Annotated in this window: 14 protein-coding genes, 1 tRNA gene and 3 pseudogenes; 11 read left to right on the top strand and 7 right to left on the bottom strand. The window is 33.0% G+C overall.

Annotated elements, in window-relative coordinates; translation table 11 throughout:
* Positions 1-25: 25 nt before the first annotated feature.
* Positions 26-1,129, top strand: a pseudogene (locus HW119_RS16200) (Nramp family divalent metal transporter); the annotation flags it as partial.
* Here HW119_RS16200 and HW119_RS16805 read toward each other — a convergent pair.
* Both HW119_RS16805 and HW119_RS16195 read right to left on the bottom strand, forming a co-directional pair.
* Positions 1,084-1,269: pseudogene (locus tag HW119_RS16805) on the bottom strand (MFS transporter); the annotation flags it as partial. The pseudogenes HW119_RS16200 and HW119_RS16805 sit on opposite strands and share 46 nt — an antisense overlap.
* 37 nt (positions 1,270-1,306) lie before the next feature.
* Entirely contained in the window at positions 1,307-2,539 is a 1,233-nt protein-coding gene (locus HW119_RS16195; RefSeq protein WP_177766385.1) for a hypothetical protein, read from the bottom strand.
* Between the two features lie 55 nt (positions 2,540-2,594).
* Here HW119_RS16195 and HW119_RS16190 point away from each other — a divergent pair.
* Positions 2,595-2,816 (top strand): annotated as a pseudogene (locus HW119_RS16190) (dihydrolipoyl dehydrogenase); the annotation flags it as partial.
* A gap of 249 nt (positions 2,817-3,065) precedes the next feature.
* Here HW119_RS16190 and HW119_RS16185 read toward each other — a convergent pair.
* From HW119_RS16185 to hppD, 3 genes are all read right to left on the bottom strand, one after another.
* Positions 3,066-3,476, bottom strand: a complete 411-nt coding sequence (locus HW119_RS16185) for an OsmC family peroxiredoxin (protein ID WP_038330952.1) — start codon at positions 3,474-3,476, stop codon at positions 3,066-3,068.
* Positions 3,477-3,580: 104 nt separating this feature from the next.
* Positions 3,581-4,408, bottom strand: a complete 828-nt coding sequence (locus HW119_RS16180) for an AraC family transcriptional regulator (RefSeq protein WP_177766383.1) — start codon at positions 4,406-4,408, stop codon at positions 3,581-3,583.
* Positions 4,409-4,513: 105 nt separating this feature from the next.
* Entirely contained in the window at positions 4,514-5,674 is a 1,161-nt protein-coding gene (gene hppD / locus HW119_RS16175) for a 4-hydroxyphenylpyruvate dioxygenase (RefSeq protein WP_065720929.1), read from the bottom strand.
* A 356-nt stretch (positions 5,675-6,030) separates the two neighbouring features.
* Between hppD and HW119_RS16170 the strand changes: the two genes are divergently transcribed.
* The 8 genes from HW119_RS16170 (at position 6,031) to HW119_RS16135 (ending at position 13,332) form a co-directional block, all read left to right on the top strand.
* Positions 6,031-6,252, top strand: coding sequence for a heavy-metal-associated domain-containing protein (locus HW119_RS16170; RefSeq protein ID WP_038330956.1), 222 nt, complete (start codon positions 6,031-6,033; stop codon positions 6,250-6,252).
* A gap of 40 nt (positions 6,253-6,292) precedes the next feature.
* Positions 6,293-6,736 carry a DUF3347 domain-containing protein gene (locus tag HW119_RS16165; RefSeq protein ID WP_038330958.1) on the top strand — a complete coding sequence of 148 codons (444 nt, stop codon included), beginning with the start codon at positions 6,293-6,295 and terminating at the stop codon, positions 6,734-6,736.
* 70 nt (positions 6,737-6,806) lie between these two features.
* Positions 6,807-9,167 carry a multicopper oxidase domain-containing protein gene (locus tag HW119_RS16160; RefSeq protein WP_038330961.1) on the top strand — a complete coding sequence of 787 codons (2,361 nt, stop codon included), beginning with the start codon at positions 6,807-6,809 and terminating at the stop codon, positions 9,165-9,167.
* 166 nt (positions 9,168-9,333) lie between these two features.
* On the top strand, positions 9,334-10,530 hold the full coding sequence (locus tag HW119_RS16155; protein WP_038330962.1) for an MFS transporter: 1,197 nt from the start codon (positions 9,334-9,336) through the stop codon (positions 10,528-10,530).
* 119 nt (positions 10,531-10,649) lie between these two features.
* Positions 10,650-11,507, top strand: coding sequence for a heavy metal-binding domain-containing protein (locus tag HW119_RS16150; RefSeq protein ID WP_255497937.1), 858 nt, complete (start codon positions 10,650-10,652; stop codon positions 11,505-11,507).
* 106 nt (positions 11,508-11,613) lie between these two features.
* Positions 11,614-11,835 (top strand): heavy-metal-associated domain-containing protein, encoded by a 222-nt coding sequence (locus HW119_RS16145; protein ID WP_177766381.1) that lies wholly within the window; start codon positions 11,614-11,616, stop codon positions 11,833-11,835.
* Between the two features lie 161 nt (positions 11,836-11,996).
* Positions 11,997-12,827 (top strand): RteC domain-containing protein, encoded by an 831-nt coding sequence (locus HW119_RS16140; protein WP_038330969.1) that lies wholly within the window; start codon positions 11,997-11,999, stop codon positions 12,825-12,827.
* 431 nt (positions 12,828-13,258) lie between these two features.
* A tRNA-Arg gene (locus HW119_RS16135) sits at positions 13,259-13,332 on the top strand.
* 50 nt (positions 13,333-13,382) lie between these two features.
* On the opposite strand, the gene HW119_RS16130 is transcribed toward HW119_RS16135, so the two are convergent.
* Positions 13,383-14,081, bottom strand: coding sequence for a DUF1826 domain-containing protein (locus HW119_RS16130; RefSeq protein WP_177766378.1), 699 nt, complete (start codon positions 14,079-14,081; stop codon positions 13,383-13,385).
* A gap of 151 nt (positions 14,082-14,232) precedes the next feature.
* Here HW119_RS16130 and HW119_RS16125 point away from each other — a divergent pair, with 151 nt between their 5' ends.
* A complete protein-coding gene (locus tag HW119_RS16125; RefSeq protein ID WP_177766376.1) occupies positions 14,233-15,621 on the top strand; it encodes an FAD-dependent monooxygenase in 1,389 nt (462 codons plus the stop codon).
* Between the two features lie 19 nt (positions 15,622-15,640).
* On the opposite strand, the gene HW119_RS16120 is transcribed toward HW119_RS16125, so the two are convergent.
* On the bottom strand, positions 15,641-16,660 hold the full coding sequence (locus tag HW119_RS16120; protein WP_177766374.1) for a helix-turn-helix transcriptional regulator: 1,020 nt from the start codon (positions 16,658-16,660) through the stop codon (positions 15,641-15,643).
* Positions 16,661-16,710: the final 50 nt, after the last annotated feature.

Genomic DNA, 16,710 nt, shown 5'->3' with positions numbered 1-16,710 from the left:
TTTTTATCCTAAAAATATTTGTGAAATGGCTAAAAAACAATCACAATCTTCATTAAGCGAAGTACATAATTCTGTAGACACGACTGTTCCTGGTCAATCTCGCTGGCGAAGAGTTTTGGCTTTTTTTGGACCGGCTTATCTTGTCAGTGTCGGATATATGGATCCAGGCAACTGGGCAACAGGCTTGGCCGGTGGTAGCCAATTTGGCTACTCATTACTCTGGGTTTTAGTAATGAGTAGTATTATGGGCTTGTTGCTACAAAGCTTGTCTGCCAGGTTAGGGATTGTTCGAAATAGAGATTTGGCACAGGCAAACCGGGAAACTTATCCTAAGAAGGTAAATTTTGTATTATATATACTTGCTGAAGTCGCTATTGTTGCGACAGACCTTGCAGAAATATTGGGGATGGCAATTGGTTTACAGTTGCTCACGGGAATGCCTTTGATTTGGGGTGTTGCTATTACAGCCTTAGATACATTCCTGTTGATGACTTTGCAAAAATGGGGAATGCGCAAGCTCGAAGCCTTTATCATCGGTTTGATATTCGTTATAGGAATGTCGTTTCTTGTACAAATATGGGTAGCTGACCCTAATGTAGATGAAATTGCAACAGGACTGATACCACATATACAGAATGATACTGCATTGTACATTGCTATCGGTATTATCGGTGCAACGGTAATGCCACATAATTTATACCTACACTCTGCACTGGTGCAGACACGTAAATTTAATCGTGATGATGCCAGTATCAAAAAAGCAATTAAGCTCAATTTTTGGGATAGTGCCATTGCTCTAAATATGGCATTGCTTGTAAATGCAGCTATATTAATTCTTGCCGCTACAGTTTTTTATAAAACCGGACGTTCCGACGTGGCAGAGCTAAAGCAGGCTTATGAATTATTGCCACAGCACCTCGGAAGCGATTTTACAGCAAAACTATTTGCTGTAGCTTTGATTGCTGCCGGACAAAGCAGTACCATTACGGGTACGCTTGCCGGACAAATAGTAATGGAAGGTTATCTACGCTTTCGAATGAACCCTTTGTTGCGAAGACTTATCACAAGGTTACTTGCCATAGTTCCAGCAGCAAATGTTGCTAATGTTGATAAAAAGGCAGCTGTAGGATTGTCAGCAGGGAAAAATTTAGTAGAAATTACAACAGCTAAACTTCCAAAAATAAAGAAGTCATACCATTCAATTAGCGTTCCCATCGAGGAAGCACCAATCACTTTCCAGATTGTTTTTTTGTTAGCAGTTTCGCTCATAAATAATGTGTTTTTGTGTTAATTCTTGTGTGTTTTTTTATAATAATATCATTGCTTGTATTGTTATCATGTCGTCCATGTGTTTTGGTTGATCGAAAGATTTTTGATATTCTACAGAAATTTTAGCATTCTGACCATCAATGTACCAGTTTCCACCTAATTTTAATTCGTTTGCAGGCTTTACTAGACCTTTGAAATCTCTGTAAGAATATCCTACATACGGCTGAATTCTATTACGGAATTTTCCTTCTCCTTCTTTGATGTTTTTAGGCAATAAATACCCGACATGTCCAGAAAACTGATTTCCATCTCCTACAACATTTCCTTGTACATAATTTTCGCCCATGTCCGAATTTTGATATTTCGCATAAGCTGTTATCGAAGAAGATTTTCCGATTGGCGCATCATAAAAAGCATCAACAGCAAGATGAGTTACATTTTCTCCAACCAAATTATCATTTTCTTTTTTGACAATTGCATTACTTTGATTGAAAAATCCTGCTCCGATGTTAAATACTTTTTTAGTTCCTAAATAGGTTCCAACGCGATAAGGTAAAGCATTTGATTCTTGATCTAAAAATTGATAATCAAAATATCCTGAAACCGCATATTTTCCTTCTCCAAGTATCGCTTTTCCTAAATACTTTTCTTGTCCGTTTTCTAAAACTGTCGAAGAGTTTCCATCTAAAGTATTAGTAATAGCATCACTTAATGCTAAACGATAATTCAGTTTTCCAATTCGCCCTTTTGCAAACATTCCCAAATGATTTGAAAATTGATCAGACAAACCAAGTGTTGACCAGTCAGCTCTGTTATTATCTAAGGTCAACATATTGATAGAACCTTGACCATTTCCACGAGAAATTCCACCAAAATTGTGAACTCCAGCACCAATTGCTAAATTGTTTGTTACCTTATATTGTAAAAACATTTCATGCAAGAAAAACGATACATCTGTACTTTTTCCCATCGGAGAAAGATTATTATCATAGATTCCATTTGCACCAAAATGTGTTAAAATCATAAATCGATCATTGATTTGTGAATAAGCAAGAACGTGCGCTCGTTTGATAGAAAATCCATCATTGGCGTGTTTTCCTTCGTAATCCTGAAACCAAGTTTGTCCCAAAAGAATAAATCGGACATATTTACTTCCTTCTGGATTTAATTTAACGACCAAACCGCCGTCATATTCAGAAGCATATTGAGCCTTCAATTCCGTGGCTCCAAAAATGGATAGTAGAGCAATTGCGACAAAAATTTTTTTCATTTTTTAATAAATGGTGTTAGTTGTACATTATTTGTGATTTTGTATTGACTTAATTAATAGTTTTGTAAAAGTGATTTTTGATGCCAAGTATGGAGAATGGATTGGAACGCATATGATTGGCTATAATGTAACGGAGTTGATAGCTCAAACCACAACTGCGCGTAAATTGGAAACAACATGGCACGAGCAATTGGATACTATCTTTCCACATCCAACTATGAGTGAAGCCATAAAAGATGCTATTGAAGATGCCTTAGGTGAGGCAATACATCTATAAATAAATACAAAATACTTTTAAATTTATCTTTAAATTGATTGATTATGAAAAACAGACTAAACTGTTGGAAGTGTGTACTGTTACTGTCTTCACTTCTCGGATTGTTGATACAGATCTAAAATCCAGATTTGGTAATTTTTAAGAAGGCAGATATTTTCATCTGCCTTTCCTCTATCTATTAATTCAATTATTAAAAAAGTCACGGAATATAAAACGTGACTTTTTTAATAAGAATAAACGAAATTAGTCTTAATTTAGAGTAGCTACTAGTGAAACTTCTAATTTATAAGCTTTTCCTACCGGACACATAGCTTTTGCTTGTTCTGCATAGTTTAAAAATTCTTCTTCATTTAAACCTGATATTTTTGCATTTAGCACCAAATCAGAGTTCGTAATATCGAAGCTGGTTGCTGTTATTGTACAAGATGTTTCTAAAGATTCTGCCTCAATCCCTTTGCTTGTAAGTATATAGTTTAACGTCATTGTATAACATGCAGCGTGTGCTGCGGCCATCAATTCTTCTGGATTTGTAGCGGTATTTTCTCCTTCAGATTTATTGTGTTTAAAAACACTGCTTCCAATGGCTGAATGTGCTGCATCGAAATTACCGCTTCCATTTTTAAAATTACCTTGCCACTTAGCTGTTACTTTTGCTTTCATTTTTAAATTTGTTTTAAATTACTTGACAAAATTACTATCTAAAAAACGTGTCATCAATGCATATACTTCATTCTTAATAGGACTTTTTTCCTTTAACGAACACTTTAAAGAGCGTTTCGGAAAGAAAGAGGTGGCAGACCCGTTTGTGATTTGAAAAATCGCACAAAATAGGAGTAGTCTTCATACCCGAGATAATCAGCAATTTCTTTAATGCTTAAGGTTGTATTGGCAAGTAACCTTTTAGCCTGAAGAATAATTCTTTGCTTAATAATGATGCTTGGTGCTACCTGTTTTTCAGATACAATTTTTTTATTGAGGTTTTTAGGTGTGATATTCAGCATATTTGCATAGTCAGAGACATTATGGTGCTTTCGATAATGAAGCTCGACCAATTGACTGAATTTTCTAGCTAACTCCTTATCATATGAAATGATTTGACTATCATTATTTGATTTTATCAAAGTTCTGGTTGCTGAAATGATTATTTGTTTGATGTATGTTTTTATCATTTCTTCAGCCCAAAAATCTTTTTGATTAATTTCTCTTTTTATAGACGAGATTAGTTTTAAGAAAAGTATGTCCAGATTCGTCGACAAATTTAGATAAGGCATCTCGAATACATTATCAAAAAGGAGCCCGTCACAGGCAAGCTCTTTATCATGGAAAGCTATGCAATAAAAATCAGGATTGAAATAAATAATACTTCCTCTAGATTCCTTGGATATTTGAAAATGCTGACCAATACTGAAGAAAAGCAAGACGTTTTCTGTAAAGCTGTACTCTACCAAATCCACAATAATGCTACCGTTTTTCTCCATATAAATGATTTTATAGTAATCTTCCAGCAGCGTATTGCTATTTATCCTATTTCCAGATTTATCATCAAAATCCAGATATCCTATCGATTGTCTTTTATTTAATCCGGCATCCATTTTTTATCAATTTATGAGTATTAGTCCGAAGGTTTGTCATTAATAACAAAGCCCTTAAAAGATTTAGGGCTTTGTATATATTAAACTAAAATTACACATTATACATTACAAGGTACCTCTGCGTTCCTGTTCTCTTTCAATTGATTCAAAAAGAGCCTTGAAGTTTCCTGCACCAAAACCTCTAGCTCCCATTCTTTGAATAATTTCGAAAAAGAATGTAGGTCTATCCTGAATCGGTTTGGTAAATATCTGTAACAAATAACCTTCTTCGTCAGCATCAATCAGAATTCCCAGTTTTTGCAATTCATTTAAATCTTCCTTGAAATTGTCGGCATGAGCTTTGATGCGATCCGGTATAGCATCATAATATGCCTGTGGCGGAACGGATAGGAACTCTACACCTCTTTTTTTCATTTCTTCTACCGTTTTAATAATATCATCGGTAGCCAAAGCTAAATGCTGTACACCGGCGTCTTCATAAAAATCCAAGTACTCTTCTATTTGAGAACGCTTTTTACCTTCAGCAGGCTCGTTAATCGGGAACTTAATTCTTCCATTACCATTTGCCATAACTTTTGACATTAGGGCAGAATATTCAGTAGAAACCTGTTTATCGTCAAAAGATAAGAAATTAACAAATCCCATTACATCTTCAAACCATTTTACCCATGTATCCATTTCGTTCCATCCTACATTTCCAACCATATGATCAATAAATTTCAGACCAACAGGTTCCGGATTATAGTCTGATTCCCATTTCGTAAATCCAGGTAAAAAGATTCCTTTATAATTTTTACGTTCTGTAAACATAAAAACTGTTTCACCATATACAAAAACACCAGCTTGGATTGCTTCTCCGTGTTCATCTGTAGTAACGGTAGGTTCCATAAATGGCTTTGCTCCACGTTTGGTAGTTTCTTCAAATGCACTTTTGGCATCCTCCACCCACAAAGCAACTACTTTTATTCCGTCTCCATGTTTTTTCACATGTTCCCCGATTGGAGAAGAAGAGTTAAGTGCAGTGGTCAGTATAATACGGATCTTGTCTTGTTTTACCACATAAGATACTTTGTCTTTTACTCCGGTCTCTAACCCTGCATAAGCTTCAGATTGGAATCCATAAGCCGTTTTGTAATAATGCGCTGCCTGAAGGGCATTCCCTACATAAAATTCTACATAATCAGTTCCTAATAGTGGAAGAAAGTCTTGTGCTCCTTCAAATATTTTTTCTAAACCGTATTCAACGCTTTTTAATTTATTTGTCATTGTTTTTTATTTTTATAATATGATTTTGATACATGATTTGTGTACACTTGATGAAGTGTAGTTGCATTTAGAACTTGTATACCAGCTATAACATAGCACGATGCAAAACCGATAGAAAGGTTTTGATAGACATTTTATAATTAGTTAGTTATTCCTCTGTAAATGTATTTCACTTATTTATAACAAACACTATAATCAGTAAAAGTCACAAAACAAACCCGAAATATTACAAGTGGAACTATTTTATGGTAAATAATCAGTAAATGTCATAAATCAAACAAGGAATATCACAACCAATATTACCTGTTATCTTATGAACTTTGTACTCAAGAAATACAATTAAAAAGTTCAAAACAATGGAAAGCAAAAACCTTCAATTCAAGACAAACCTTAACTGTGGTAACTGTGTTGCTAAAGTACAGGGTGATTTAGATAGCGCTAATGGTATCAGCGAATGGAATGTAGATACTGCAAATAGTGATAAAATCCTTACGGTAAAATCAGAAGGAATTAGCGAAGACGAAATCGTTACAATTATTAAGAAAAAAGGGTTTAAAGCCGAACCTATTTCACAATAATATAATAAGCAATTCATTAATCATAAAAAAGAGATAAAAAATGAAAAAGTTAATAATAGCAATAACCGTAATGTTGTTTGGATTTTCTGCTTTTGCACAAAACACAAGCAATCTGTTAAACAGTTACATCAGTGTAAAAAACGCTTTAGTAAGTAGTGATAGCAAAGCAGCGAGCACCGCAATTTCGGTTTTCAACGATGCAGTAAAAGGTGAAGATAATTTTTCACAGAAAACCGATCTATTAAAAGCTACAGAAAAATTAAACAAGGCTGGAAACAATATTGAAAAGCAAAGAGCAGCTTTTAACGATGTTTCTACTATAATGTGGAAACTGGTAAAGTCGTCCGATAAAGTAAATCAACCTGTTTATTATCAGTATTGTCCTATGAAAAAAGCATATTGGTTGAGCAAAGAGAAAGATATTAAAAATCCTTATTATGGTTCATCAATGCTTACTTGTGGTAAAGTTGCAGAAACTAAATAATAAAAACCTTTAAGGCATTGCTCAGGGAACAATGCCTTTTAATATTTGTATAACCAATGCGATTTTTAAAATGAATAATAAAAAATTTCTTCACAAAAAGTTGTTGCTGCTAACTCTGTTAGCGCTCTTCATATCACAGGTCGGTATAGCCCAAAAAGTAGTACGTTACGATTTGTATGTAAAAGATACCATCGTAAACTATGCAGGCAAAGAAAAAAGAGCAATCGCTGTAAATGGGCAAATACCAATGCCAACACTTGAATTTACTGAAGGCGATACGGCAGAAATAGTGTTACATAATCAACTTAAAGAAAGTACCTCATTGCATTGGCACGGATTATTTCTGCCCAATAAAGAAGATGGCGTTCCTTTTTTAACGCAAATGCCCATTGAACCTGGTGAAACCTTTACGTATCGTTTCCCTATTATTCAAACGGGAACGCATTGGTATCATTCTCATTCAGGATTGCAAGAGCAGATTGGTATGTATGGGAGCTTTATCATGCATAAGAAAGCTGATGATAAAACATTTAGAAAAGGGATTGACGATTTGCCAGAAATACCCATTATGTTAAGTGAATGGACAAATCTTAAGCCGGAAAATGTTCATCGCATGCTACATAACGCAAGCGACTGGTTCGCTATACAAAAGGGAGCAACTCAAAGTTATGCGGAAGCTATTCGTACAGGAAATTTCAAAACAAAACTGAAAAATGAATGGAAACGTATGATGGCGATGGACGTAAGTGATGTTTACTACGACAAAGTATTGATGAATGGAAATCATTTGACAGATTTGAAATCGATAGATGGTAAATCTCTGAAAGCAGGTGATAAAGTACGTTTGCGCATTTCTAATGGAGGTGCATCGTCCTACTTCTGGTTAAGATATGCTGGTGGTAAAATGACAGTGGTGGCTAGTGATGGAAATGACGTAGAACCTGTAGATGTTGATCGTCTAATAATTGCGGTTTCAGAGACGTATGATGTGGTGGTTACCATTCCTGAAAACGGTAAAGCTTATGAGTTCATGGCTACAACAGAAGATCGTACCCAATCTACCAGTTATTTTATCGGGAATGGAGAGAAAACAATGGTTGGTGCCATGCCTCGTCTTAAATATTTTGAAGGTATGAAGATGATGAACGATATGATGAAAATGAATGGAGACCTTGATGATATGGGAATGAATATGAGTTGGAATCAAATGGATATGAATGTCGTTATGTATCCAGAGATTACGGGCGAGGAAAAGAAAAAAGGAAAGAAAATAGACGAAGCAATGGATCATAGCAAAATGGATCATGGAGATATGAACATGAAGCAAAGTGCTGAAAAAACCGATCATAGTCAAATGAACCATGGTGAGATGAATATGAATGAAGATCCAAATCGCTATAATGCGAATGCATTAAGCGAGATTGTAACGCTTAATTATGCCATGCTGAAATCTCCAAATAATACTGAACTACCTAAAAATGCACCCGTAAAAGAATTGAAGTTTACATTGACCGGAAATATGAACCGTTATGTATGGAGTATGGATGATAAAGTACTATCTGAAAGCGATAAAATACCTGTAAAGAAAGGCGAAGTATTGCGCATTACACTCTATAATAATTCGATGATGCGACATCCTATTCACTTACACGGATTCGATTTTAGATTACTAAACGATAAAGGAGAAAACGCTCCGATGAAAAACATCATTGACATTATGCCGATGGAAACCGATACCATTGAATTCCTCGCAAATGAAGAAGGTGATTGGTTTTTTCATTGTCATATATTGTATCACATGATGGCAGGTATGAACAAAGTTTTTGCTGTGGGTGATTATAAAAACCCTTATTTGCCCAATAAGGATAAAGCCTATAAAATGTTACAGCGTGAAAGTAATATGATCCATTTTATGGCTCAGAATGATTTTGCGACCAATGGTAATGACGGTGAAATGATGTTTATGAATGCTCGATATAGTTTGGGTACAGAATGGAGATTAGGTTACAATGATATGCACGGTTACGAAGTGGAAACTCATTTTGGTCGTTATATAGGAAAAATGCAATGGTTGATGCCTTTTATTGGTTTCGACTGGCGTTATCGTAAAATGGGAATGGATGAGCATGAAAAAAATCTTTTTGGACAAGTAAATAAAAAAGATAAACGAGGAGCATTTAGTCTTGGTGTTATGTATACCTTACCTATGTTGGTTAATGTACAAGCGGAGGTATATCACGATGGTATTTTTCGTGTTTCGCTAATGCGAGAGGATATACCTCTTTCCAAAAGATTGCGAGCAGGGTTTATGGTAAATACGGATATGGAATATATGGCAGATTTGCGATATATCCTTACAAGACATATCGGTGTGAGAACACATTATGATAGCGATATGGGCTTTGGAGTAGGTTTATCAGTTAATTATTAATATTAACAACAAAGGGAAATAAAAAACGGTTATTACATTACGTCATAACCGTTTTTTATTTTACACAAGTACGGAATAATCAGTAAACCTCATAAATCAAACAAGAAATATCACAACAAGAAGATTAAACTAATTTGACAATTTTGTATTGTAAATTTTTAAGATTATGACAGCTAAAATAAAATGGAATAATGTATACCTCTTGTTTTTATCACAAGCATTATTTCAGACCGCATCGATATTAGTCATTACACTTTCAGGAATTGTAGGAATGGTTATGGCTTCTGATAAAAACATGTCAACCATTCCAGTTGCGATGATTACAGTTGGCGCAGCAGCTATGATGATTCCAGCGTCAATAATTATTAAAAATTTAGGTCAAAGGAAAGCCTTTATGATTGGAACATTGATAGGCGTTCTTGCTGGCTTAGTTTCTTGGTATGGAATTGTTCAGAATTCGTTCTGGATTTTTGCTATTGGAAATATGTTGATTGGCGCTTATCAAGGGTTTTCACAGTATTATCGTTTTGCGGCTGCAGATTCTGTGCCGGATAATGCAAAGAGTAAAGCCATTTCTTTTGTGATTGCCGGAGGTGTCGTTGCAGCATTTGCGGGACCTAATTTGGCAAGATTTACACAGCATTTGGGAAGCATGCCTTATGCATATTCTTTTTTTTCTATTGTACTTTTAAGTGTCTTGGCATTTGGAGTAGTTTCGTTACTTAAATTTCAAGCAAAGCCGGTAGCTCGAAATAATGAATCTTTAAAAAAAGGTCGTTCATTAAAAGAAATTTTCAAAAGTAAAGATGCCGTTTTAGCTGTGCTTTCATCAGCTACAGCTTTTGCGGTGATGGGAATGTCTATGACGGTTACGCCTATTGCAATGCATGGTTTCGGTCATAGTTCTGATGATTCGGCAACTGTAATTCAATGGCATGTGTTAGGTATGTTTTTGCCCTCATTTTTTACAGGCATCCTCATTCAGAAATTTGGAGTTTATAGAATCATTACAACTGGATTGTCGATTTTGTTTCTCTATATTTTCATTGCTCTTTCTGGTACCGATTTTACACATTTCGTATCGGCATTATTTATTGTTGGTTTAGGTTGGAACTTCTTGTTTATTGGTGGATCCGCATTATTAACACAAGTATATAGACCTGAAGAGAAAGAAAAAACACAAGCATTTCATGACTTCACGGTTTTTGCAGTAATCAGTATTGCCAGTTTTTTTGCAGGAAGTTTATTTAATAATTGGGGCTGGAATGGCATTAATATTGTTTTAATTCCAATGCTTCTTATTACATTAATTGCGGTAATTAAAATTACAATGACAAATAAGAGCGCGCACGAGAATCAGTAAAAATCACAATTATCTTCCAAAAAATCGTAACTAATAAAAACGAAATAATAAGGAACTTTGTAATTAGAAAAGAATCAAGTTATAATATCAAAATAATTAACGTTTTAAAAAAAAATATTATGAATACACAACATCAATCCAGCAGCGAAAATATATTTATTTGCCCTATGCACCCAGAAGTCAAAGGGAATAAAGGTGATAAATGTTCAAAATGTGGAATGAATTTAGTTCCAGAAAATAAAGGAACAGCAAAGCATTTTGATGTGATTATATCTTCTGAACCTGAAGTTATTGAAGCAGGGAAATCGACGCAGTTTAAAATCATTGTAAAGAACGAAGATAAAGTTGTGTCATTAGAAGAAGTACATGAAATGAAAATGCATCTTCTAGTTGTGAATGAAGAACTAACTTGGTTTGACCATATCCATCCCATTGAACAAGAAGACGGTTCTTATCTTATTGATGAAATATTTCCAACTGCTGGGGACTACTTATTTTTTGTAGATTATAAGCCTGAGAACGAGGAAGGGAATGTTTACAAACATTCGTTAAATGTAGTAGGAAATACTACAGAAATAGCACAGTTAGATACAAATGCAAAATTTGAATCGGAATCAGATGGTTATACTGCCAAATTATTGAATGGTGCAGATTTGAAAACAAATACAAGCCAGCCATTGCAATTTGAGATTCTAAAAGATGGTAACAAGATTAATGACGCTGAATTGCAAAACTATTTAGGAGCAAAAGCTCATATTGTAATGATAAGCAAAGCTGAAAAAGAATTTTTGCATATTCACCCAATGTCTAATGAAAGTTATCAGATTTATGCAGAAACACTAATCAAGAAACCAGGTTTATATAGAATGTGGATGCAATTTAAGATTAGTAATAAAGTGCACACTGTAGATTTTACGGTACATGTTGCTGAGGGTAACAAAACGAGCGAAGGTCATAATCATCATCACAAACACTAAAAAAAAATCAGTAAAAATCGTAAATCAAACAAGGAATATCATAATAAAAAAAATAAGAAAATACAGAATTTTGTAGTATAAATATACATTATAAATAAATTAAAAAATGGAAAATAAAGAATTTCAATTCAAGACAAACCTTAATTGTGGAGGATGTGTATCAAAAGTAAAAGCAGATTTTGACAGTGCGGAAGGTATCTGTGAATGGAATGTAGATACAGCTAATAATGATAAAATCTTAACTGTAAAATCAGAAGGAATTACAGAAGATGAGATCATCGCTATCGTTAACAGAAAAGGATTTAAAGCAGAACCTTTAGCAGAGTAATTTACCACTCTATATTTTATCCTGAGAGTGATAATGGATAGTATTCTTTTAAATAATTATACTATCGCAATTTAAAATGAGGTAATTTATTGTAGGATGCCTGCAATTATTACCTCATTTTATTTTTTATGCCAGTTTTTAAATTTAAAATCCTTGTTTTAATGATAGATTATTGCCATTCTTTGATGAATGAATTGGATGATAGAATAACTGAACTGACTTACGAGCATAGCAATAACTCGTTAGAGTTGTATGAAAATGCTATTGTATTAGTTTTACAAAGGCTTGATTCGGCAAAGGAATATGTCAAGAAAAAAGGATTCAAAGATGAAGATGAAGAAATATTCTTTTTCAAACAACTTAAACCTCAGTTAGTTTCAAAATTGATATATTTAAATTCTATATATAAAATTGAAACAAAACGGCCCAGAGGAGGTGATAAAATTATTAAACAATATCTCAATCTTGAGCTTAGTAAGATCAAGCGTTTTTTTGATGCTAATTTGGAATTTTATAAATACTACAGAACTAATAGCACCCATTTAGATAAAAAATACTTTATCAGAGGAAATCATGATATAAAATTAAGCTTAGATACTTATTATTTTGAAGCAGATCATAAATTTGCAACCTCACACGATTATAAAGTAGCTAAAATTATTGCCAACGATTTAATACAGGTATATCTTGAAGACCAATTGAATAACAATAATAAAAAACATATATCAAAAAATTTAAGTTTAAATTGGACTGGTAGTAAAACAGCTTTGGTTGAGTTAATCTATTCTCTACATTCCAATGGTTCAATTGAAAATGGTAATATTGATATTAAGGTTATAGCAAAAACATTTGAGAATATGTTTAATATTGATTTAGGAGACTTCTATCATTCTTATTTAGAATTAAAAGGAAGGAAGATAAATCGAACCAAATTTCTCGATAGTCTTCGCGATGCACTTATCAAAAGAATGGATGAGCAGGACGAAAAATGAAAACAGAGTTTAAATGTGTGACATTTCATACACTAAATGAAGTTATGTATGTATAGTTATATAAAAATTAAATGCTGTAAATACAATTTACTAAATTATTACCAATAACATTTTTAGCGTTTATAGAACTCATATTATTTGCAAATACTGATTAAATTAATCTTTTATGCTTTAAAATTGTCTTAAATTTTAATTAAAGCATTGGCATAGAGTTTTTTATAAATTATTTCGAAATTTTCGCAACGAAATTGTTGCTTTGTATTACTATAAATGCATATTTTTGCACCGTTAATAAAAAAAGATAAAGTTCATCTACTTGAATTTTCTATGATATTAAAAGTCAATATCGGACAACAACAGTTTTAAATCATTAATAAAATGGTTCGAAAATTGTCCCGACAGGACGACAAAATAACTTAAGTGTTAGGTTAGGTCCAATAGCTCAGCTGGATAGAGCAACTGCCTTCTAAGCAGTAGGTCTCAGGTTCGAATCCTGATTGGATCACAAAAGCAACTCAATCGAGTTGCTTTTTTTGTTTGAAAAAATTTTATATACTAACAAATGAGTAATAAGCGTAATTCATTTTTGTTTTCTTTTGGGGCACGATGAACGCAAGGAGGAACAATCTGTTGAGGGTTTTTAACGGCTAATCTCCAAAGATTTCCTAAGCCTAGGTTTATTGGTTTTGCATCTGGATTCGCTTGGTAATGTAAATTAAAATAAAATTCTTCTAAAAAAGATTCGAATTCATTTTCATTAACTTCGTATAACTCTTTTAATTTTGTTCTTATTTCTGGGATTAAAATTTTTTGAGTAACAGCATCATTAGGGAGAATGTCGCTTGAGGCACCATAATATGTACATAAAAAAGTATCTGTTGCAATTTGCGATGAATCAACATGAAAGGAATATACATCTAAAGGAAAAAAATCTAAATGAGTATCTCGTTCGTAATGTTTTAATAAATTAATTGTGGGTGAAGCTCCTAAATTAGCTAATAGGATGTAATCATTTATTATGATTTCTCTGGCTTTATTGCCATTATCAGAAAGTTCTAATTGCTCTAATTCTTCAATTGTGATTGTTGTAATGTCTTCTTTCAGAATTAGTTTGTTTACAACTTCTTCAAAATTGCCTACTAAATTTCTGTTCAAACAATGTGCATTAACAATACCTTCAAAAGGTGTTTCAACTAATTCATTAAAAGTAGAAAAAAACTTGACTTGTTTATTTTTTGTACTGCTTACGCTCATGATTAATTAAAGTTATTTATCGAAATTCATACAAAAATAAGGTTTATTTTTATTCTCAAAATTTATATTATTAGTTTGTTTTATCATTTAAAAGAAATCGATTTGTCAAAAGAATACTTTATTTTTGTTATGCTCAAAAAAAATAGATTTAATGTGTTGGTGTGTTTGTGATTCGTGTTTAGGAACAGGTAGAAAGAAACAGAAAAATCGTAAGCCGAACTCGGTTCAAAATGATGTAATTTCTGAACAAACTGAAATTTATAAATCTATATTTAAGATTTGTAAAAAATGTGATGGAAAAGGAATTGTTCAAAGTACCGAATTTCCCAAAACAGATGTGCAAAAATTTCCACATATTGCAATAATCGGTCTTGGAATCGCAGGTATTACTTTAGCGGTTGCATGTTTACATCGTGGAATTCCATTTTCAATTTTTGAACGTGATGCTTCGTTTGATGTTCGTTCACAAGGTTATGGACTTACATTACAACAAGCGAGTAAAATTCTTAAAGCACTTGGGATTACTACTATTTCTAATGGTATTGTTTCTTCTCGCCATTTGGTTCATGATGTTTCTGGAAATGTTTTGGCTTCTTGGGGTAAGCGTAAATGGATTCCAAATGAAAATTTTAAAAATTCAAAAAAAACAAATATTCATATTGCGAGGCAAGAACTTAGATTGATGTTATTGAATCAATTGATTACTGAAAAAAATGTATTTTGGAATCATCAATTGATTGACTTTAAGTCTGATAAAATAAATGGTAATACATTGCATTTTTTGGTAAATGGAGTAAAAAAAGAGTTTAAAGCTGATGTAATTGTTGGAGCAGATGGAATTCGAAGTGTTGTTCGTAATCAACTTTTCGGACTTCAATATAAACCATTACAATATTTAGGATGTTTGGTTATTTTGGGAATTTGTCCTTTGGATAAATTAGAACATATTAATTCTGATTTATTGGATTCGGCTACTGTTTTTCAGACTGCTAATGGAATGGAGCGAATCTATATCATGCCGTATGCTAATGATTCAGTGATGTGGCAATTGAGTTTCCCGATAAAAGAATCAGAAGCAATTGTGTTGAGTAAAAAAGGAAAGTTTGTTTTGAAAAAAGAAGCAATTAAACGTACAGATTGGCATAGTCCGATTCCTGAAATTGTATCTGCAACTGATGAAAATTTAATTACCGGTTATCCTGTTTATGACCGAGAAATTCTAGAAAATGAACTTTCAGAAATCGATAAACCTATTACACTTATTGGAGATGCAGCACATCCGATGAGTCCGTTTAAAGGGCAAGGCGCTAATCAAGCAATGTTGGATGGTTTGGCTTTAGCTCAATCAATTTATGCAAAATTTAGGTTTAATCAGTTTAACAAAAGTTCAATTCGTGAATTTGTATTAAATAATTTCGAGACCGAAATGATTTCAAGAAGTTCAATTAAAGTTAAAGATTCAGCTGAGGCTGCGGATTTTTTACATTCAAAAGATGTTTTAAGTGAAAATAACCAACCTCGACGAAAATTAAATGATTAATTTTTATTTTGATGTAACTTTAATTTTCGCTTTTCTCTTTTTGAACCATCTTGGCAACCCTTCGTTGAATTTGTTGTTTCAAACGTTTTGGACCTAAAATTTCAATGCTTTCTCCAAATCCAAGAATCTCACGTTCTAATTCAAAATTCGGAATTACATCAATTCGAATGATCAAGCCATTTTCTGTGTTTTCTATGATTTGTTGTGATGAATGTAGTGGTTTGGTAATTACGTAAGGTGCATTTCTTGGGTTGAATTTCAGAATGATTTTCAGCGGACGATTTTTTTCCGATCTAGTTACGCCAATACATTCGCTGTAATATGTATCAAAATCTACACCTTCGTAAGGTTTGTAAAGTTTAGAATCCAATTCATAAAAAGCTTCGATACGATCTAAAGCTAAAGTGATGAGCATTTTTCCTTTATTGCTTCGCGTGATTAAAAACCAACGATTTCTGTATTCTTTTAATAAATACGGATGATACATATCTTTTCTAACTTCTTCAGATTTAAACGATTTATATTCTATGAAAAGCGGTCGTTTGTTTAAAATTGCCTGATATAATCCGCTTAAATGTTCAATTCCTTTTAGTTGTTTATTGTCTTCAAACTGAATGTAATTTGGCGTTTGTTTTGCCGATTTGTAAATGTTATTTTCCAATTTGGCAATCAATTCGGTCATTTCATCAAAATACTGAAAACCATTAAACTGTTTCAATAACGAAACTATTTCTTTCATCTTATCTACATCTTCATCTTTAATCGGCGATTGCGTAATCGAATAATTTTCATCTTCATACGTATAAAATTTTCGGTCAACTACAACGATTGGTGCATTATAACCCAATTTGTCACTTCGCATAAATTGAATATCTGCTTGTATGGTTCTTTTGCCAACGCCGGTGGTAATACCTTCGAATTCATAAAGTGCATCCGAAACTTTTTCAATGATGTCATCTAAAGACCATTTTCGATATCTGTTTTTTAAACATTGGTCAATGGTTTTGTAACGAATTAATGCAGATTTATTGGTTGACATACTTTTTTTAGATTAAAGATGTGATAAATATACAAAATGTTACGCAATAT

Source organism: Flavobacterium sp. I3-2, from assembly GCF_013389595.1.
Lineage (GTDB): Bacteria > Bacteroidota > Bacteroidia > Flavobacteriales > Flavobacteriaceae > Flavobacterium.
The sequence above is the reverse complement of the archived record's forward strand: the minus strand, read 5'-3'. Positions and strand labels throughout refer to the sequence as shown.